At 67.4% G+C, this 18,566-nt stretch carries 17 protein-coding genes and 2 tRNA genes; 6 read left to right on the plus strand and 13 right to left on the minus strand.

Annotation, left to right across the window (positions count from 1 at the left end):
* Positions 1–362: 362 nt before the first annotated feature.
* The 3 genes from P9849_RS09395 to P9849_RS09405 all read right to left on the minus strand — a co-directional run bounded on the left by P9849_RS09395 (position 363) and on the right by P9849_RS09405 (position 3,475).
* Positions 363–1,139, minus strand: a complete 777-nt coding sequence (locus P9849_RS09395; protein ID WP_278266572.1) for an SDR family oxidoreductase — start codon at positions 1,137–1,139, stop codon at positions 363–365.
* 183 nt (positions 1,140–1,322) lie between these two features.
* Positions 1,323–2,315, minus strand: coding sequence for a TauD/TfdA family dioxygenase (locus tag P9849_RS09400; protein ID WP_278266573.1), 993 nt, complete (start codon positions 2,313–2,315; stop codon positions 1,323–1,325).
* Between the two features lie 149 nt (positions 2,316–2,464).
* Complete coding sequence (locus P9849_RS09405; RefSeq protein WP_278266574.1) at positions 2,465–3,475, minus strand: NADP-dependent oxidoreductase; 1,011 nt, start codon at positions 3,473–3,475, stop codon at positions 2,465–2,467.
* Between the two features lie 275 nt (positions 3,476–3,750).
* Here P9849_RS09405 and P9849_RS09410 point away from each other — a divergent pair, with 275 nt between their 5' ends.
* A complete protein-coding gene (locus P9849_RS09410; RefSeq protein WP_278266575.1) occupies positions 3,751–4,284 on the plus strand; it encodes a GNAT family N-acetyltransferase in 534 nt (177 codons plus the stop codon).
* A 99-nt stretch (positions 4,285–4,383) separates the two neighbouring features.
* Here the strand turns inward: P9849_RS09410 and P9849_RS09415 are convergent, their stop codons facing one another.
* Together P9849_RS09415 and P9849_RS09420 are read right to left on the minus strand one after the other, a co-directional pair.
* Positions 4,384–4,755 (minus strand): DUF488 family protein, encoded by a 372-nt coding sequence (locus P9849_RS09415; RefSeq protein WP_278266576.1) that lies wholly within the window; start codon positions 4,753–4,755, stop codon positions 4,384–4,386.
* A gap of 118 nt (positions 4,756–4,873) precedes the next feature.
* A complete protein-coding gene (locus P9849_RS09420; RefSeq protein WP_278266577.1) occupies positions 4,874–5,248 on the minus strand; it encodes a protease inhibitor I42 family protein in 375 nt (124 codons plus the stop codon).
* Positions 5,249–5,363: 115 nt separating this feature from the next.
* Here P9849_RS09420 and gluQRS point away from each other — a divergent pair, with 115 nt between their 5' ends.
* From gluQRS to P9849_RS09440, 4 genes are all read left to right on the plus strand, one after another.
* Positions 5,364–6,272: a tRNA glutamyl-Q(34) synthetase GluQRS gene (gluQRS, locus tag P9849_RS09425; RefSeq protein ID WP_278266578.1), complete on the plus strand. Its 909-nt coding sequence runs from the start codon at positions 5,364–5,366 to the stop codon at positions 6,270–6,272.
* Between the two features lie 38 nt (positions 6,273–6,310).
* Positions 6,311–8,926, plus strand: a complete 2,616-nt coding sequence (gene valS, locus P9849_RS09430) for a valine--tRNA ligase (RefSeq protein ID WP_278266579.1) — start codon at positions 6,311–6,313, stop codon at positions 8,924–8,926.
* A gap of 341 nt (positions 8,927–9,267) precedes the next feature.
* On the plus strand, positions 9,268–10,380 hold the full coding sequence (gene rsgA / locus P9849_RS09435) for a ribosome small subunit-dependent GTPase A (protein ID WP_278266580.1): 1,113 nt from the start codon (positions 9,268–9,270) through the stop codon (positions 10,378–10,380).
* A gap of 390 nt (positions 10,381–10,770) precedes the next feature.
* Entirely contained in the window at positions 10,771–11,658 is an 888-nt protein-coding gene (locus P9849_RS09440) for a DNA-formamidopyrimidine glycosylase family protein (RefSeq protein WP_278266581.1), read from the plus strand.
* 15 nt (positions 11,659–11,673) lie between these two features.
* Here the strand turns inward: P9849_RS09440 and P9849_RS09445 are convergent, their stop codons facing one another.
* The 6 genes from P9849_RS09445 to P9849_RS09470 form a co-directional block, all read right to left on the minus strand.
* A complete protein-coding gene (locus tag P9849_RS09445) occupies positions 11,674–12,279 on the minus strand; it encodes a DsbA family protein (RefSeq protein ID WP_278266582.1) in 606 nt (201 codons plus the stop codon).
* 59 nt (positions 12,280–12,338) lie between these two features.
* Positions 12,339–13,616, minus strand: coding sequence for an ATP-dependent Clp protease ATP-binding subunit ClpX (gene clpX, locus P9849_RS09450; RefSeq protein ID WP_278266583.1), 1,278 nt, complete (start codon positions 13,614–13,616; stop codon positions 12,339–12,341).
* A 150-nt stretch (positions 13,617–13,766) separates the two neighbouring features.
* Positions 13,767–14,426, minus strand: a complete 660-nt coding sequence (locus tag P9849_RS09455) for an ATP-dependent Clp protease proteolytic subunit (RefSeq protein WP_107002914.1) — start codon at positions 14,424–14,426, stop codon at positions 13,767–13,769.
* Positions 14,427–14,456: 30 nt separating this feature from the next.
* Positions 14,457–15,050 (minus strand): ATP-dependent Clp protease proteolytic subunit, encoded by a 594-nt coding sequence (locus P9849_RS09460; RefSeq protein ID WP_208189416.1) that lies wholly within the window; start codon positions 15,048–15,050, stop codon positions 14,457–14,459.
* Positions 15,051–15,294: 244 nt separating this feature from the next.
* A complete protein-coding gene (gene tig / locus P9849_RS09465) occupies positions 15,295–16,647 on the minus strand; it encodes a trigger factor (protein ID WP_278266584.1) in 1,353 nt (450 codons plus the stop codon).
* Positions 16,648–16,734: 87 nt separating this feature from the next.
* Positions 16,735–16,809: transfer RNA gene (locus P9849_RS09470), tRNA-Pro, on the minus strand.
* A gap of 118 nt (positions 16,810–16,927) precedes the next feature.
* On the opposite strand from P9849_RS09470, the gene P9849_RS09475 reads away from it, so the two are divergent.
* Positions 16,928–16,998: transfer RNA gene (locus P9849_RS09475), tRNA-Gly, on the plus strand.
* Positions 16,999–17,162: 164 nt separating this feature from the next.
* Here the strand turns inward: P9849_RS09475 and P9849_RS09480 are convergent.
* Positions 17,163–18,053 carry a DNA-formamidopyrimidine glycosylase family protein gene (locus tag P9849_RS09480; protein ID WP_278266585.1) on the minus strand — a complete coding sequence of 297 codons (891 nt, stop codon included), beginning with the start codon at positions 18,051–18,053 and terminating at the stop codon, positions 17,163–17,165.
* Positions 18,053–18,493, minus strand: coding sequence for a ribose-5-phosphate isomerase (locus tag P9849_RS09485; RefSeq protein ID WP_244907228.1), 441 nt, complete (start codon positions 18,491–18,493; stop codon positions 18,053–18,055). Before P9849_RS09485 ends, P9849_RS09480 begins: the two co-directional genes overlap by 1 nt.
* Between the last annotated feature and the right edge of the window lie 73 nt (positions 18,494–18,566).

Raw genomic sequence — 18,566 nt, forward strand, 5'->3', positions numbered from 1 at the left:
TCGCTGCGTGTCGGCGCGCTGTGCCCGCAGGGGCACGGTGCGACTGCGCGAGGACGCTTCCCTGCCGCTGGGGACAGGTGGCGCGGTACCACCCCGCTTGCCGTCCTCCCGCTGCTGCGGAGGGACGACCGCTCATTGATGCGCTGTGACGGGCACGACCGTCCGGTTCTACTCTCCCGCTGCTCCTGGCGCACGACGGCGCCGGGACGGGATTTCTTCCGGAAGCTCACCGGTGATGGCCGGGTCAAAGCTTTGTGTCCAGTTTAGCGGATACCGCAAGGTGGCGCGGGCCCGGCGAAGTGGACGTGCACGGAACCGGAGCGGCGCCCGGGTCGGGCACAGGCCCGGGCCCTGCCGACGCCTCAGCGGCCGCCGAGCGGGCCGCGCAGAAGCTTGTGGGCCGCGGGCTGAGCCACGGGCCGGATGGTCACGTGAGCGAGGTTCACATGGTGCGGCGCCTGAACCGCATAGGCGATGACGTCCGCGACGTCATCGGCCACCAGGGGTTCCTCCACGCCCGCGTAGACCTTCGCTGCGGCCTCGGCGTCGCCCAGCCGGCGGAGGGCGAACTCCTCGGTCTGCACCAGGCCGGGCGCGATCTCGATGACACGGATGTTGTGCTCGGCTTCCTCCAGGCGCAGCGCATCGTTGAGCGCGGCCTGTCCGAACTTGGCGGCGTTGTACCCGGCCCCGCCCTCATAGGCGACGTGACCGGCGGTGGAGGTGACGTTGAGCACCGTGCCGCGGCCGTGAGCGCGCAGCTGGGGCAGGAACGCCTTGGTGAGCTTGAGAGTCCCTAGGACGTTGACCCGGTACATCCATTCCCAGTCGTCGGTGTCGGCGGCCGCGACACGGTCCGCGCCGCGGGCGCCGCCGGCCACGTTGATCAGGGTGTCGATGCCGCCGTCGGCGGTCACGGTCTCCAGGAGGCGCTCGACGTCGCCGTCTTCGCTGATGTCCGCCACGAGCGGCACGACGCCGGTCTCCTGCGCGAGGCGTTCCAGACGGTCCGCACGGCGCGCGACGGCGAAGACCTTCCAGCCGTCCGCGCTCAGCCGACGGGCCGTCGCCTCGCCGATGCCGGTGCTGGCTCCCGTGACGAGAGCGGTACGGGGAGTCTGGGAGTTCTGGAGCGTCATGGGACCACTTTAACCGGCGCTGAGGAACGGTTTGTCACAAGCGTCTCACTCGCGAACCGCCATGTGCTGGGAGCTGATCGCCTCGCGCCGGACGCGACGAAGGCGGAAGGATGCCGCTCCCTCCGCCTCCGCGCAATTCTCACGACGCCCCAGTGCCTCTGACAATCACCTGGACAGTCGCTCTCACAGGCCATGACCGGAGACCTCCCGGTCCAGCTCCTCGCCCGCCGCGGCATTGACGGTATCCCGAGGTGCGTCCACCGGGGCGATCACGGAGTACACCGAAGAGTCGCCCTGGAGCAACTGGCTCACCGTGCCGTCCACGCCGACAGGGATGTCGCCGGCGATCGTGACGCGGTTGAGCCGGCGCGGCTGGGAATCGTAGTTGTCCGGCGCGTAGTGCTGGGTGATGCGGTTGTCGAAGAGAACCACCTGATTGGGTTCCCAGTTCACGCGGACGACGTTCTCCGGACGGGTCACGTACGCCTGGAGGAGTCGCAGGATGTCCCTGGACTCGGTATTCGACAGGCCGACGATCCGGAGCCGCTGGGCGAAGCCGCCGATGAAGAGACCATGCTCGCCGGTCAGCGGATGAACGCGGACCACGGGATGCGCCGTCTCGAAGTGCACTCGGGTGAACTCCTTACGCCGTTCCTCCGCGGTCGCGTGCTCCAGGTTCTTCGGGACGGAGTAGTCGTAGTCGTTCGTGTGGATGGCCCACAGAGTGTTCGCGAAGCGGCGCAGTTCCTCGGGCAGGTCCCGGTAGGCGCCCTCAGTGGTCGCGATCAGGGTCTCTCCGCCGTAGGCCGGCACCTCGATGCTGCGGAGGGTGGAGGCCTGAGGTGGGTTCAGCACGAAGGTGACATCCGTGTGCCAGGTGTTCGCCGAGCCGTTCTCGCTGTCCACGGGAAGGACGTTCTCCTCCCCCTCCACGGACGCGACCGTCGGGTGGGCCTTGGTCAGCGGGCCGAAGTGACTGGCGAATCGGACCTGATCCTCATCGCTGAGGATGTTCGCTTCGCGGAAGACCAGGGCCTTGTGCCGGTTGAGGGCCTCACGGATCTGGGTCACCGTGTCCGGGTCCAGATCTCCACTGAGGTCCAGACCTCGGATCTCGGCCCCGATGCGGGCGCTGAGCGGAGTGAATTCAAGCTTGGTGGCGGCGATGGTGCTCATCACGTGCCGTCCTTTCGGTCGTCTATCTGGAAGGTCAGCGGACCCGCCGTGGGGCGGGCCGTACCCCGTGTCTACCGGGGTTTCCGGCCCGACGGAAGGCGCACCGACTTTCAGCTCAACCGTGCGACGTGGCGGTTAAACGGGCGACATCAGAGGTCACTCCCGGCACGCTCGTGTGACTCGGTATGAGCCTCCGTGACGTCTGATTCCAGGCCCGGAACGAGCGTCAGTTTTCCGCCGGGATGGCCCGTGGACAGGAAGCGGTGAGCCTTCGGAGCCTCGGACAACGGGTAGCTGCGGCTCAACGGGACGCGCAGCAGACCCCGGCCTGCGAGCGTCACCAGGTCCTCGCGCGCCGCGTCCCGGAATGTCCCACTCTCGGGCTTGGTGCCGGCGAGCGCCTGGAACCCGTGTTCCTCGGCCTGGCGGGGAGCGGCGACGGTGACGATGCGCTGCCGGTCGGAGACGAGGGACAACGACACCTCCACGGCTTCGTCGGTGCCTGCGGCGTCCAGTGCGGCATCCACTCCGGCGCGTTTGAGAGAACGGACTGCTTCCTCAACCCGCTCCTGCAACCCGGGCCCGTAGCGGACCGGAGTCCCGCCGAGTGCCCGGACGTCCTCCGCCCGGGCCTCACTCGCCGTGCCGATCACGGTGATGCCCCGCAGCGCCGCGAGCTGAAGGACGATGGACCCGACCGCGCCCGACGCCCCATGCAGCAGAAGAGTCTCGCCGGCGGTCGCGCCGACCGCGTGCAGCATCTCCGCCGCGGTGGTCCCCGCCAGCAGGAGATTCGCGCCTTCCTCGACATCAAGCGACGGCGGACGGTGCAGGACCTTCTCGGCCGGCACCGTGAGTTCCGTGGCATAGCCGCCACGGACCCGGAAGGCGAGCACCTCGTCGCCGATCGCGACGGGGCCTGTCACCGCCGTCGTGCCGGGACCCACCGCCACCACGGTGCCGGCGACCTCGTAGCCGATAGCGACCGGTAGCTGCTGACCCGTACGCGGCGCCGCGACGTGCTTGGCATCGGCCGGGTTGACCCCGGCGGCCCGCACGGAGATCGTCACTTCTCCGGGCCCGGGCTTCGTGGGAGCGTATTCGACGAACTCCCATCCTTCAGGGCTTCCCCATTCCGACGCGATCCAGTGCCGTGCCATGAGATCTCCTTCTGTCGAATGCCTACCGGCTTTCAGATGACTGCCTGTCGAAGGCCGGCCGATTCCGGCCCTTTGCTACTCCCGCGACTGCTCTTCCCGCATCTTTCCGCGCCCCAATCGGTTGCGCGGCGATGCCTGCCCGTTGCCCGTGCTGTCGTTCGACCGTACTCCCGTGTGTCACTCCTGCGCCTCCGAGAGGACATCTCACAAGACGAACACCGTTCCGGGAGACAATCTTCACCCACCCCACGGAATCTCAGGATTACAGTGGTTGGATGCTGCCTTCCCCCACGTCACGCCTCCGTTTCCGGGACATGACCCCGGCTGACCTGGACGCGATGGCCCGGCTTCTCGGTGATCCCACCGTGATGGAGTTCTACCCCCGCCCGAAGACCAGGCCCGAGGCGCTGGCGTGGATCGAATGGAACCAGCGCAACTACCGCGAGCTCGGTCACGGACTCTGGATCGTGGAGGACCACGACGGCACCTTCCTCGGGGACTGCGGTCTCACGTGGCAGCGGGTCAATGGCCTGCCCCGCCTCGAAGTGGGCTACCACGTCATGCCGGAGTTCCAGGGCCGGGGTCTGGCCACGGAAGCTGCTCAAGCGTGCCGGGACTTCGCACGGGACGTGCTCGGTGCTCAGGAACTCGTCGCGATCATCCACCCGGAGAACCGGGCATCCCGGCGGGTGGCGGAGAAACTCGGCATGGTGCAGGGCCCGGATGATCACGGGGATTCGGGAGCTCTCGAGGGCACCGGACCGGCCCGGACCGTCATGGCCATGGAGTTTCCTCGGCCTCGTCCGTGAGCTCCCTTGAATCCGTGAGGCCCCGTGGTCCCCTGGCGTGCGCTCGCAGAGTCCGTCCGCCTCCGGCCTTCCCACCCGGACCGTGGCACCGGACGGGTGTCACTCCAGATGTTCCAACAGATAGGCGCGCAGCACCTGGGCGTGATTGATCTCGCGATCTTTCGCCGCGTAGAGCAACTCGACGTCCCGGCCCTCCCTCACGAGTCCGATCACGTGGTCCACCGGTACCGGGTGCTCATCGAGCTCCTCCCGGTACAGCGTGGTGAACTCCTCGAAGCGGGATGCCATGTGGGCGAACTCCGTCCGGAGTGGGCCGGACGGGGCGATGTCCTTGAGCCACTCGTCCAGCGCGGCCATCTCCTTGCTCACCCCGCGCGGCCAGAGCCGGTCCACGAGGATGCGGTACCGGCCTTCGACGGGCTCGTCGTAGATCCGGGCGGTGGTCAATTGTCCAAGCTGCTGATTCGTCATGGTTCATGCTAGGCACCGCGGATCCATGGAGACCCAGGTGAAGGTCTTTATGTGGACAACCGGCCGGGCCACGCCCTGTGAGGTTCCGCTGACCGTCTGGGCAGCCCAGGCGCTCCGGTCAGGACGCCGTCACGGTGAACGTCATCCGCTGCCCGTCGAGTTCGTAGCGGTCGCTGAGTTCAGGCCGGACCTCGAACTCGTAGATGATGGTCGTCGTCCCCGTGGAGACCGCGGTGAAGGTCTCCACCTGTTCCGAAGGTCCCCCGATAGGCCGTCGCTCGGCGGGAGGCTCCTTCCAGACTTCGGCGAGATGAGATCCCGGGCCTTCGACGCGCACCCAGCGGTATCCGACGGAAGAATTGGTCATGCCGAGATCGATGATGACCCGGCCGCCCACGGGGACTGTCGCAGCGGTGTGGTCCTTGTCCAGACGGACCTCCGGCGCCGCACATGCGCTGGCGGCGAAGGCCAGCCAGACTGCCGGAACCGACACCAGCACCGCGCGCCGGCTCGTTGATGATCCTGACGCCATTCCCCTGCTCCCCCGATGACCGGCCATGGTCGGAGTGTACCCGCACGGCGTACGCCGGGCCGGTTACAGTGGCACCGTGAACTCTTCCAGTGCCGGCCGTTACGCCCCGTCCCCCAGCGGTGACCTGCATCTGGGCAACCTCCGTACCGCCTTGCTGGCCTGGCTCTTCGCCCGCAGCACGGACCGTCGTTTCCTTCTGCGAGTGGAGGATCTGGACAGAGTCCGGGCGCGTGCCGAAGAGTCGCAGCTCCGCGACCTCGAGGCCGTGGGCGTGACCTGGGACGGACCAGCGGTCCGCCAGTCCGAACGCGGAGGGCTTCACGATGCCGCCCTCGAAACGCTGATCCTCGATGGCCGGACCTTCGAATGCTTCTGCACCCGCCGCGACATCGCCGAGGCGACGTCCGCAGCGCACGGCGCGATTCCCCTGTACCCCGGGACCTGCCGGAACCTCGGTGATGCCGAACGCGCGGTACGGCGCCGGGAACGCCCTGCCGCGCTGCGCTTCCGCTCCGGGGGCGGCACGGAGCACTTCACCGACACCCTGGCGGGCGACTACGCGGGTCCGGTGGACGACGTGGTCCTGCGCAGGAACGACGGAGCCGTCGCCTACAACCTCGCGGTCGTGGTCGACGACGCCGACCAGGGCGTGGACCAGGTGGTGCGCGGCGACGATCTCCTCGCCTCCACACCCACCCAGATCCGCCTGGCGCGCACCCTGGGCCACGCGCCGCCGTCGTACGCCCATGTGCCGCTCGTGCTCGGGCCGGAAGGCAAGAGACTGGCCAAGCGCGACGGCGCGGTGACGCTCGGCGACCTGGCCGCCGCAGGCTGGGACGCGACGGAGGTCCGCGACGCGCTGCTGGCATCGCTGGGTCTGCCCGGCGGCGGGCTGGAGAACGCCCTGGCGTCCTTCGACCCGGAACGGCTCCCCCGCGAACCCTGGGTGTTCCGCGGCACACTGAGCCACGGCACACCCGGCTGAGGACCGCCGCGTGCACCAGGCATGAAAGAATTGTTCTCATGACTGATGCGACGCAGGGTACAGACACGCCCGAAGCCACCACCGTTCCCGACAAGCCGGCCCTCGAGGGCCTGGAAGCCAAGCTCACCGAGCGGTGGCTGGCCGACGGGACCTACAAGTTCCAGCAGGACACCACCCGGGGTGAGGTCTACTCGATCGACACTCCCCCTCCCACCGCTTCCGGCTCGCTGCACGTGGGCCACATGTTCTCCTTCACCCAGACGGACGTTCTCGCGCGCTACCAGCGTATGCAGGGCAAGAACGTCTTCTATCCGATGGGCTGGGACGACAACGGTCTGCCCACTGAGCGCCGCGTCCAGAACTACTACGGCGTCCGCTGCGATCCGGCCATCCCGTACCAGGAGGGCTACCAGCCCCCGGCCGAGCCGGCGAAGAACCAGCGTGACTGGGACGTCGTGTCCCGTCGCAACTTCATCGAGCTGTGCGAGCGCCTGGCCGTCGAGGACGAGAAGGTCTTCGAGCACCTGTTCAAGACCCTCGGGCTCTCCGTGGACTGGGACATGACCTACCGCACCATCGATGACGCCTCGCGCGCCGTCTCCCAGCGCGCCTTCCTGGCGAACCACGCGGCCGGGGACGCCTACCTGGCCGAGGCACCGACCCTCTGGGACGTGACGTTCCGGACCGCCGTGGCACAGGCCGAGCTCGAGGACCGCGAAGTCGCCGGCGCGTACCACCGGTACCCGTTCTTCACCGAGGACGGCGAGAAGATCTTCATCGAGACCACGCGTCCCGAGCTGCTCGCCGCATGCGCCGCCCTCGTGGCGAACCCGGACGACGAGCGCTACCAGCCGCTGTTCGGCAAGAAGGTCACCTCGCCGCTGTTCGGCGTCGAGGTCGAGGTCAGGGCCCACCCGTTGGCCAAGGCCGACAAGGGTTCCGGCATCGCCATGGTCTGCACCTTCGGCGACCTGACCGACGTCACCTGGTGGCGCGAGCTGCAGCTGCCCACCCGCGCGATCATCGGCCGCGACGGCCGCATCCTCGCCGAGACACCCGAGTGGATCACCACCGACGCCGGCCGTGAAGCCTACGAGCGGATCGCCGGCAAGACCGCGTTCTCCGCGAAGGAGGCCGTGGTCGAGATGCTCCGCGAGCAGGACCTTCTGGACGGCGAGCCGAAGAAGATCATGCACGCCGTGAACTTCTTCGAGAAGGGCGACAAGCCCCTCGAAGTGGTGACCAGCCGTCAGTGGTACATCCGCAACGGCGGCCGCGATGAGGACCGTCGCGAGCGTCTCATCCAGCGAGGCCGGGAGATCGACTTCCACCCGGCCTTCATGCGGTCCCGCTACGAGAACTGGATCGAGGGCCTCAACGGTGACTGGCTGGTCTCCCGCCAGCGCTTCTTCGGTGTGCCCGTGCCGGTCTGGTACGGCCTCGACGCCGAGGGCAACCCGGACTACGAGAACCCGATCGTCCCCGCCGACGAGATGCTTCCCGTGGACCCCGCCGCGGACGTGGCCCCCGGTTACACCGAGGACCAGCGCGGCGTGCCCGGCGGCTTCATCGGCGACGCCGACGTCCTGGACACCTGGGCCACCTCCGCGCTGACCCCGCAGATCGTGGGCGGCTGGAGCCGTGACGAGGACCTCTTCGCCAAGGTGTTCCCGTTCGACCTCCGCCCGCAGGGCCACGACATCATCCGCACCTGGCTCTTCTCCTCGGTGGTCCGCGCCGACGCGCTCCAGAATGTGGCGCCGTGGAAGCATGCCGCCATCTCCGGCTGGATCCTGGACCCGGACCGCAAGAAGATGTCCAAGTCCAAGGGCAATGTGGTGGTCCCGACCGCCGTCCTCGAGGAGTTCGGTTCGGACGCCGTCCGCTACTGGGCCTCCTCTGCCAAGCTCGGCGCGGACACCGCGTACGAGATCGCCCAGATGAAGATCGGCCGCCGCCTGGCCATCAAGCTGCTCAACGCGTCCAAGTTCGTCCTGAACCTCGGCGCCACCGAGGCCTCCGTGCTGACGGCCGACAGTGCGGTGCTGACGAACGCCCTGGACCGCGGTCTGCTGACGCAGCTCGCCGAGGTGGTCCGCCAGGCCACGGACGCGTTCGAGAAGTACGACTACGCCCGCGCCCTGCAGGTGACCGAGTCCTTCTTCTGGCAGTTCACGGACGACTACGTCGAGCTCATCAAGGACCGTGCCTACGGCGCTCAGGGCGAGGAAGGACAGGCGTCCGTCCTCGCCGCCCTGGCGACCACGCTGGATGCGCTCCTGCGCCTCTTCGCGCCGTTCCTGCCGTTCGCGACCGAAGAGGTGTGGAGCTGGTGGCGCACCGGGTCCGTGCACCGCGCCGCGTGGCCGGCCCCGCTGGAGGGCATCGACGGCGACGTCGCTCTGCTCGCCACGGTCGGTGAGGCCCTCTCCGGTCTCCGCAAGGCGAAGTCCGAAGCGAAGGTCAAGCAGCGCACCGAGGTCCTGCAGGCGACGGTCTCCGGTCCCGCCGCGCGGATCGCGCAGCTCGAGGCCGGTCTCGCCGATCTGAAGGCCGCGGCGAACGCCCGCGAGGTCTCCCTGGTGGAGGCCGACGGCGAGCTCACCGTCAGCGAGGTTGAATTGGCTCCGGCTGAGGCGCCGGCGCAGGCTTGAGTCGAGCGCAGGACTGAGCCGATCGCATGACTGAGTCGCGGCGCCAGGTGCCGTGACACCGAAAGGGGTGGCCCCGGATCTTCCGGGGTCACCCCTTCGGCGTTATGCTAGGGTTGCTTCACATTCAGGCGTTCCGACCGCCTGCCCGAGACGCCGAAGGAGGTGTGACCATGACTGTCACGCTCACTGTCGCCATGCCCGGCGACGCTTCGACACTCCACACCTCCCCCGTCTCCGCCTGAGCCGCATTCCTTCCCGCGCCGTCCGCACTCCGTCCCTCCGGGACGCACCGCACCGCGCCACAAGCTGCGGCAGGAGACCTCCACGAAAGAGTCTCCACTGTGACTTCTTCACTGCATGACACCTTTGATTCCCCACAGCTCCGCGCCCACGGCTGGGACCCGGAGTGGCAGGAGACCTTCTCAGGGCTCGCCGAGCCCGGAACTCTCCCGGCCCGGGTGCTCCGGGCCGAACGCGGCCTCTGCGAGGTCATCACCGCTCACGGACCGGACCGCGTCCAGCTCCACGGCTCCCCCGGCGTCGGCCACGGCCTCTGGCCGACCACGGGAGACTGGATCTCCATGGTCCCCGCCACGAGCGCGACGGCGGCGCATCTGGGTTCCGTCCTGCCGCGGCGGACACTGCTGGCCCGCGCGACGGCGGCCGGCAGCTCCCAGGAGCAGGCACTCGCCGCGAACGTCGACACCGTCGTGGTGGCGGTGTCGCTGGCGAGCCCGCTCCGGCACTCCCGCACGGAGCGGCTCCTGGCCCTCGCCTGGGCCTCGGGCGCGACGCCCGTCGTGGCATTGACGAAAGCCGACACTCATCCGGACCCGAAAGCGGCGCTTGAGGAACTGGGACCGGTGGCACTCGGTGTCAGGGTCGTCGCCACGAGCGCCGAGACCGAGGAAGGCCTGGACGAACTCCGCGCCGCACTCAGCGGCACCGTGGCCCTCATCGGGCCTTCCGGAGCCGGCAAGTCCAGTCTGGGCAATCGACTGCTGGGAGAAGATCTCCTGGCCACGGGAGATGTCCGCGCCGTCGATGGGAAGGGACGCCACACCACCGCCTGGCGGGAACTGCTGCCGATGCCCGACGGCGGCGTGCTCCTGGATACCCCCGGCCTGAGGTCCGCGGGGGTCACCGGTTCCGAGGAGGGGGTCAGCGACGCCTTCTCCGACCTGGAGGAGCTGTCCGAGCGGTGCAGGTTCTCGGATTGCGCCCACACGAGCGAACCAGGGTGTGCCGTGCAGGCGGCGATCTCCGCGGGCACGCTCACGGAGCGCCGGCTGCAGAGCTACCGAAAGCTCCAGCGGGAGGCGGAACGCATGGCGGCCCGCACTGACGCGAGGCTGCGCTCCGAACGGCTGGCCCAGATGAAGTCGATGGCGCATCAGCACCGGGCTTTCGCCAAGGAGCGGGGACTCGCGAAGAACCGCGACCGTCGCCGCTGAGCCGGCGGGACCACGAGCCGTCCCGGTCCGGGCAAAGGGGAAGCCCCATCGGCGTGTTGCCGTCGGTGGGGCTTCGACTTTCGGCTGCCTGGTGACGGACCGGCAGTCTGGCGGAATCCTCGGGTCTTCAGGTCTTCCCGCCTCGTCACTGGCGGCGAGTTCCCGACTTCGCCGATGGCTGCGTCAGGAGTCCCTCATCTCTGAATCTCTGGCTTCCGCGTCCTCTCCTTGCGGAGTGGTACTCACCATTGTGAACCTGCCCGCTGAGCAGGACAAGGCCTCCGGAAGAACTACTCCGATGTGATTCCGGGGCGTCGGTTTCCGTGCCCGTGTGCCGACATCACCGAGCACGCGCACCGCAGGCCGGGCACTCTGTGGCACAGTAGTGGCATGCCGGAACTGCCAGAGATCACGGGGCTGCGGACCTTCCTGGACCATGCTCTCCACGGCGCCGTCGTGGACTCCGTGCGGATCACCTCCTTCGCCGTGCTCAAGACGGCGGATCCCCCGTATTCAGCTGTGGAGGGCCGGACCATCACCGGCGTCGCGCGCCATGGGAAGTTCCTCGACCTCGACGCCGAGGGGATTCATTTCGTCTTCCACCTGGCCAAGGCCGGCTGGCTCCGCTTCACGGACAACCCTTCGTCCAAACCGCTCCGGCCTGGTTCCGGCCCGATAGCAGCCCGGCTCACCTTCACGACGGCGCCCCGGGACGGACAGGGACCGGCGCACGTGGGTTTCGACCTCACGGAGGCCGGCACCCGGAAGAGCCTGGCGGTGTACGTGGTCCGCGATCCTTTGGAGGTTCCGGGTATCGCCAGTCTGGGACCTGATCCGCTGGACCCCGGCTTCACGCAGGACGTGCTGGACGGAATCATCGAGGGAAGCTCGCAGCAGATCAAGGGGCTGCTGCGGAACCAGTCCGTGATCGCGGGTATCGGCAACGCCTACAGTGACGAAATCCTGCATGCTGCGAGGATCTCCCCGTTCGCCATCGCCAAGTCGCTGGATCAGGACGAGCGCACCCGCATCTTCACCGCCGTCGAGCAGATTCTCGGTGAGGCCGTGGCGTCCGCGTCCGGCAAGCCGCCGGAACAGCTCAAGGACGCCAAGAGGGGTGGCATGCGCGTCCACGGACGGGCGGGCCAGACGTGCCCGGTGTGCGGTGACACGGTCCGCGAAGTCTCGTTCGCCGACAGGGCGCTGCAGTACTGCCCCACCTGCCAGACGCACGGGAAGATCCTCGCGGACCGCCGCACCTCACGGTTCCTGAAATAACGTCAGGACGCGGGATCAGTCGAATTCGGGGCTTTCGGTTCTGCTCCGCTTGAGCTCGAAGAAGTGCGGGTACCCACCGAGAGTGACAGCGGCGTCCCAGATGCGGCCCGCTTCCTCACCGCGCGGGATCCGGGTCATCACCGGGCCGAAGAAGGCCGTGCCGTTGAACGCCACCACAGGGGTCCCGACGTCCTGGCCCACACGGGAGATCCCGTCCTCATGAGAGGCACGGAGCGCCTCGTCATAGGCGTCGCTCTCGCCGGCCGCGGCCAGCTCGGCGGGCAGACCCACCTCGGCCAGTGCCTTCGCGACGACGGCCGGGTAGTCCTTGTTCCCGTTGTTGTGGATCTCGGTGCCCATGGCGTCGTAGAGCGGCTTGATGTACTGCTCACCGTGCTGCTGGCTCGCCGCGATGATCACCCGCACGGGGGCCCACGCCTGATCCATGAGGGCCCGATAGTTCTCCGGCAGATCGCGGCCCTCATTCAGGACCGAAAGGCTCATGACGTGCCACTGAACCGTGATGGGCCGGACTTCTTCCACCTCGCCGATCCAGCGACTGGTCACCCAGGCGAAGGGGCACACGGGATCGAACCAGAAATCGGCGCGCTGCTGTTCCACTGGAAATGCTCTCCTTGCTGTACTGGACTGTTCCGGGTCCGGATCTCAGACGGATCGGATCAGGCGGACTTGTTCCGGCGCTTGGCCCGGACCTCGTGGCTGATGATGGTGGGGTCGGCCTGATCGGTGACCACGTCCTTGGTGATCACCACGGTGGCCACGTCCTCGCGGCTGGGCAGATCGAACATGATCGGCAGCAGGACCTCTTCGAGAATCGCACGCAGGCCGCGAGCGCCGGTGCCCCGTTCCAGGGCCTGGTCCGCGATGGCGTCCAGCGCCTCCTGGTCGAATTCCAGTTCCACCCCGTCGAGGTGGAACATCTTCTGGTACTGCTTGGTGAGGGCGTTGCGCGGCTCAGTGAGGATCTGGATGAGTGCGGGGCGGTCCAGGTGGGAGACGCTCGTGATGACGGGCAGGCGCCCGATGAATTCGGGGATCAGGCCGAACTTCAGCAGGTCCTCCGGAAGGACGTCCGCATAGTTGTCCGTGTGGTCTTCAGCGGAATGCAGCGGGGCACCGAAGCCGATGCCCTTCTTGCCCGCCCGCGAGCCGATGATCTCCTCCAGGCCGGCGAAGGCGCCGGCCACGATGAAGAGCACATTGGTGGTGTCGATCTGGATGAACTCCTGGTGCGGGTGCTTCCGGCCGCCCTGCGGAGGCACACTGGCGACGGTCCCTTCCAGGATCTTCAGCAGCGCCTGCTGCACACCTTCACCGGAGACGTCACGCGTGATGGACGGGTTCTCGCTCTTCCGGGAGATCTTGTCGATCTCATCGATGTAGATGATGCCGTGCTCGGCCTTCTTCACGTCATAGTCCGCGGCCTGGATGAGCTTCAGGAGGATGTTCTCGACGTCTTCACCGACGTACCCGGCCTCGGTGAGGGCCGTGGCGTCGGCCACCGCGAACGGGACGTTGAGCCTCTTGGCGAGGGTCTGCGCCAGGTAGGTCTTGCCGCAGCCCGTGGGGCCGACGAGCAGCACATTGGACTTCGCCACCTCGACCTCGTCAAGTCCTTCGCCCAGGGCGGTGCCGGAGGCTCCCGAGCGGATGCGCTTGTAATGGTTGTAGACGGCGACGGACAGCGCGCGCTTGGCCGGCTCCTGGCCGATGACGTACTGCTGCAGGAAGTCGAAGATCTCGCGAGGCTTGGGCAGCTCCATGGGGCCGAGGTCCTTGACCTCCGCCAGCTCCTCTTCGATGATCTCGTTGCAGAGCTCGATGCACTCGTCACAGATGTACACCCCGGGACCTGCGATGAGCTTGCGCACCTGCTTCTGGCTCTTTCCGCAGAAGGAGCATTTGAGCAGGTCCGTGCTCTCACCAATCCGAGCCATGAGGGACTTCCCTTCGTCGCCCACCCGGGAACGGTGTGTCTCCGGGCTCCAGTCGTATTTCCACTCTAAGTCAGGGCTCCGACACTTTGGCCGAAGACAGCCGTCGCCGGGGCAAATAATTGCCCCGGCGACTTCCGGTTGCGCTGAGGATCAGCGCGTGATCGCGGCCTTCTTCACCTTGCGGGAATCAAGCACCTGGTCCACGAGGCCGTATTCCACGGCCTCGGCGGCGGTCAGGATCTTGTCGCGCTCGATGTCGTTGTTCAGCTGCTCAGGCGTGCGGCCCGAGTGCTGAGCCAGCGTCTCCTCCAGCCAGGAACGCATCCGCATGACCTCGTTGGCCTGGATCTCCAGGTCGGAGGCCTGGCCGCCCTGACCGCCGGAGAGGGCGGGCTGGTGGATCAGGACACGGGCATTCGGCAAAGCCAGACGCTTGCCGGGGGTTCCGGCGGCGAGCAGGACCGCGGCGGCGCTGGCCGCCTGGCCCAGGCAGACCGTCTGGATCTCCGGGCGGATGTACTGCATGGTGTCGTAGATCGCGGTCATCGCCGTGAAGGACCCACCCGGGGAGTTGATGTAGAGGGTGATGTCCCGTTCCGGGTCGGTCGACTCGAGCACGAGCAGCTGCGCCATGATGTCATCGGCCGAAGCGTCGTCCACCTGGACACCCAGGAAGATGATGCGGTCCTCGAACAGCTTGGTGTACGGGTCCTGGCGCTTGAAGCCGTACGGCGTGCGCTCTTCGAACTGGGGCAGGACGTAGCGGTTGTTGGGCAGGTTTCCCGCGGACCAACCGAAGTTGTAGTTCATGTCTGTGACTCCTTGCGAATCGGTCCGATGTTACTTGTTGGTTCCGCCGCCGCCCGGCACGGAGGCCGCGTGCTCGGCGATCTTGTCGAAGAACCCGTATTCCAGGCCCTCCTTCGCGGTGAACCACTTGTCCCGGTCGTTGTCCTTGAGGATGGTCTCCACGCTCTGACCGGTCTGATCGGCGGTGAGTTCCGCCATGACCTTCTTCATGTGAAGGATGAGCTCGGCCTGGATCTTGATGTCCGAGGCCGTGCCGCCGATGCCGCCGGACGGCTGGTGCATCAGGATGCGGGCGTTCGGGGTGGCGTAGCGCTTGCCCTTGGTGCCCGAGGAGAGGAGGAACTGACCCATGGAGGCGGCCAGGCCGGTCGCCACCGTCACCACATCGTTCGGGATGAACTGCATGGTGTCGTAGATCGCCATGCCCGCCGTGACGGAACCGCCGGGCGAGTTGATGTAGAGGTAGATGTCCTTCTCGGGATCTTCTGCCGACAGGAGCAGGAGCTGGGAGCAGATGGCGTTGGCGTTTTCGTCACGCACCTCCGAGCCGAGCCAGATGATGCGCTCCTTGAGCAGGCGATTGTAGATGTAGTTGTCCTGCGCCGCAGGGTCAACGCTCGCCATGCGCGGTGCCGGTGTTTGCTGTGACATGGTTGCCTACCTCTTTCGTGGATGGCCGCAAACGGATTTCGGTTACTTGGACACTAACCGTTTTCGGCGGGCCGTTGTTCGCCAAAACGGCCCTGTTCGCTTTAGGCGCACCGGGCCGGCGGCCGGACAGCGCAAAGGACCGCCGGAGGATGATTCCTCCGACGGTCCTTCGGGTCATGCAGCGTGCGACGGCGGCAGCCCGCCGTCGTCGTCGCGCTTACGCCTTGGCGTCAGCGGCTTCCTCGGCGACCTCTTCGGCGGCTTCGGCTTCGAGCTCGTCGCGGCCCTTGACGAAGTCGCTCAGGTCCACGGCCTTGCCCTCGGAGTCGACGACCTCGGCCTGGCCCAGCACGACGGCCAGAGCCTTGCGACGGCGGACCTCGGCGACCATGAGCGGCACCTGGCCGGCCTGGTCGAGGATCTGGGCGAACTGGTTCGGCTCCATGCCGTACTGCGAAGCGGTGGTCACCAGGTAGTCGATGAGCTCGTTCTGGGAGACGCCGACCTCTTCCTTGTCCGCGATGGCGTCCAGGATGATCTCGTTCTGGAACGCACGCTCGGAGTTGGCCTTGACCTCGGCGCGGTGCTCCTCGGTGTCGTGGTCCTCACCGGCGTGGTTGTTCTCCGGGGAGAAGTGCTGCTCGATCTGCTCTTCGATGACGGACTCGGGGACCGGCACGGAGATCAGCTCGACGAGCTTGTCCAGGACCTTGTCGCGGGCCTCGACGCCCTGCTCCATGAGCTTGCCCTCGGCGGCCTGCTTGGCCAGGTCCTCACGGAGTTCGGCGATGGTGTCGAACTCGGAGGCCAGCTGAGCGAAGTCGTCATCGGCCTTCGGCAGTTCGCGGACCTTGACGCCCTTGAGAACGACCTTGACCTGTGCCTTCGTGCCGGCGTGCTCGCCGCCCACGAGGGTGGTGTCGAAGACGGCGTCCTCGTCGACGGACAGACCGGTGACGGCCTCGTCCAGGCCTTCCAGCATGGTGCCGGAGCCCACCTGGTAGGACAGGCCGGTGGCGCTGTCGACCTCTTCGCCGTCGATGCTGGCGGTGATGTCGATCGTGATGAAGTCATCGTTGGCGGCCGGGCGATCGGCGGCGACGAGGGTGCCGAAGCGGCCACGCAGGTCCTCCAGCGCCTTGTCGACGTCGGCCTCGGTGGCCTCAGCGGCGGCGACCTCGACCTTGATGCCGGCGTAGTCCGGGAGTTCAACCTCGGGACGGACGTCCACCTCGACCTGGAACTTCAGCTCACCATCGGTGGCGGAGGGGTCGGGGACCTCGGTGATCTCCACCTCGGGACGGCTCAGCGGACGGATCTCCGTCTCGGCCACGGCCTGCTGGTACCAGCCGTTGAGGCCGTCGTTGATGGCGGTCTCGAGGACGTAGCCACGACCGACACGCTGGTCGACCAGCTTGGACGGAACCTTGCCCTTGCGGAAGCCCGGGACCTGGATCTGGGAGGCGATGGTCTTGTACGCCTCGTCAATGCTGGGCTTCAGCTCCTCGAAGGGGACCTCGACATTGAGCTTGACCCGGGTGGGCGAAAGGTTCTCGACAGCGCTCTTCACGGCGTTCGTTCTCCTGATTGGTGTCTGGATTCAGTTCTGCGCCGCCGGATTGCTGTGAACGCACCGATGGCAGATGTGTGCGCAGAGTCGGGGTGACAGGATTTGAACCTGCGACTTCCTGCTCCCAAAGCAGGCGCTCTAGCCAAGCTGAGCTACACCCCGTTAGTGCAGATGACAGTCTATAGGCCACCGTGACGCATTCCCTAAATCGGGTTCAACGCACCGGGGGAAGCCCCGTTTTGCGATCGTCCCGGCTCGCCTGTAAGCTCAAACGCGCAACGGGGACGTAGCTCAATGGTAGAGCCTCAGTCTTCCAAACTGATTACGCGGGTTCGATTCCCGTCGTCCCCTCTCCCGATGCCCCGGTTCAGCTGAACCGGGGCATTTTTCATGCCCTGATCTCGGCCTGTGTGCCGGTCGGCCTGCGTGCTGGTCTCGACTTGTGTGCTCAGTTGTTGCGGGTGTTCCAGGAGAACACCCGCAACAACTGAGCACACAACGATGGAGCCGGTGATTCAGCGCTGGCAGCCCGGGCACCAGTACAGCTTGCGCCCGGCCAGTTCGCGGAGAGCGATGCTCGTGCCGCACCGCGGGCAAGGACTGCCCTGGTGCTGATAGACGGAGAACGCCTCGTGTTCCTCCGGCAGTGAACCCGACCAGGAGCCCGGCTCCGTCGTGATGATCCGGCCGTCCCGCACCCCGTCGGCCAGGAGACGCTCGGCGTCGGCCCAGAGACCAGCGGCCTCCTCAGCACTGAGGGACGTCCCGGGCCGGGCCGGATCGATCCCGGCGCGGAACAGCAGCTCGGCGCGATAGATGTTGCCGATCCCGGCCACCACGCCCTGGTCCATCAGCAACTGTCCCACCGACGTGCGACGCGACCGCAGGCGGCGGGCGAACTCCTCGCCGTCGCGCTCATGGCCGGGAAGACCCCGGTGCAGCGGGTCCGGGCCGAGCTTGGCGCGCGCGGCCGCCACGTCAGGGCCGGTGGCGGCGTCACAGCGGCTCGCGCCCCGCAGATCCGCCCAGCCGTGCTCGCTCACGAGGCGGACGCGGACGGCGCCGACGGGCGCCGGAGGGCCCGTGTAGACGTCCTCGCCGCTGTCCGCGACTTCGCGTTCGCCGATCCGCCGCGGGGCGCCGATGCTCGAGGCGCCCGTGAAGGTCTCGTCGCCGCCGAACTCCCAGGCGCCATACAGGCCGAGGTGCACGTGCAGCCAGAGATCTCCCTCGAACCCGAGGAACAGCTGCTTCCCATGCGCCTCGGAGGAGAGCAGGCGACGCCCGTCAAGCAGGGCAGCGCCCGCGGCGAACCGCCCCTGAGGGCTGCTCACCGCCAGGCGCTGACCGGCGAAGACGTCGTGGAACTGGATGGCCAGTCGCCTGACCGAATGCCCTTCAGGCACTAGGCCAGGACCTCGCCCGTCTCTTCGTAGTGGGCGATCTTGCCGATGCGGCGGACGTGGCGCTCGTCGTTGCTGAACGGCTCGGTGAGGAAGGCGTCGATCAGCGCGGCGGCCTCTTCGACACTGTGCTGACGGCCGCCCACGGCCACCACGTTGGCGTCGTTGTGCTCACGGGCCAGACGGGCCGTGGAGTCGTTCCAGGCGAGCGCCGCACGGACGCCCTTCACCTTGTTCGCGGCGATCTGCTCGCCGTTGCCGGAACCGCCCAGGACGATGCCGAGAGCGTGGACCCCTGCGGCCTGGTCCGCGACGACGGCCTGTGCCGCGTTGATGCAGAAGCCCGGGTAGTCATCGAGCGCGTCGTACTCGGTGGGCCCGTGGTCGATGACCTCGTAACCCTGCTCGGTCAGGTGCTTCACCAGGTAGGCGCTCAGCTCCATTCCGGCGTGGTCGGTGGCGATGTGGACGCGGGGCTTGACGGCAGTGTCGGTCACGTGGGTCTCCGGGGAATTC

Source organism: Arthrobacter sp. Y-9 (assembly GCF_029690065.1).
Classification (GTDB): Bacteria; Actinomycetota; Actinomycetes; order Actinomycetales; family Micrococcaceae; genus Arthrobacter_E.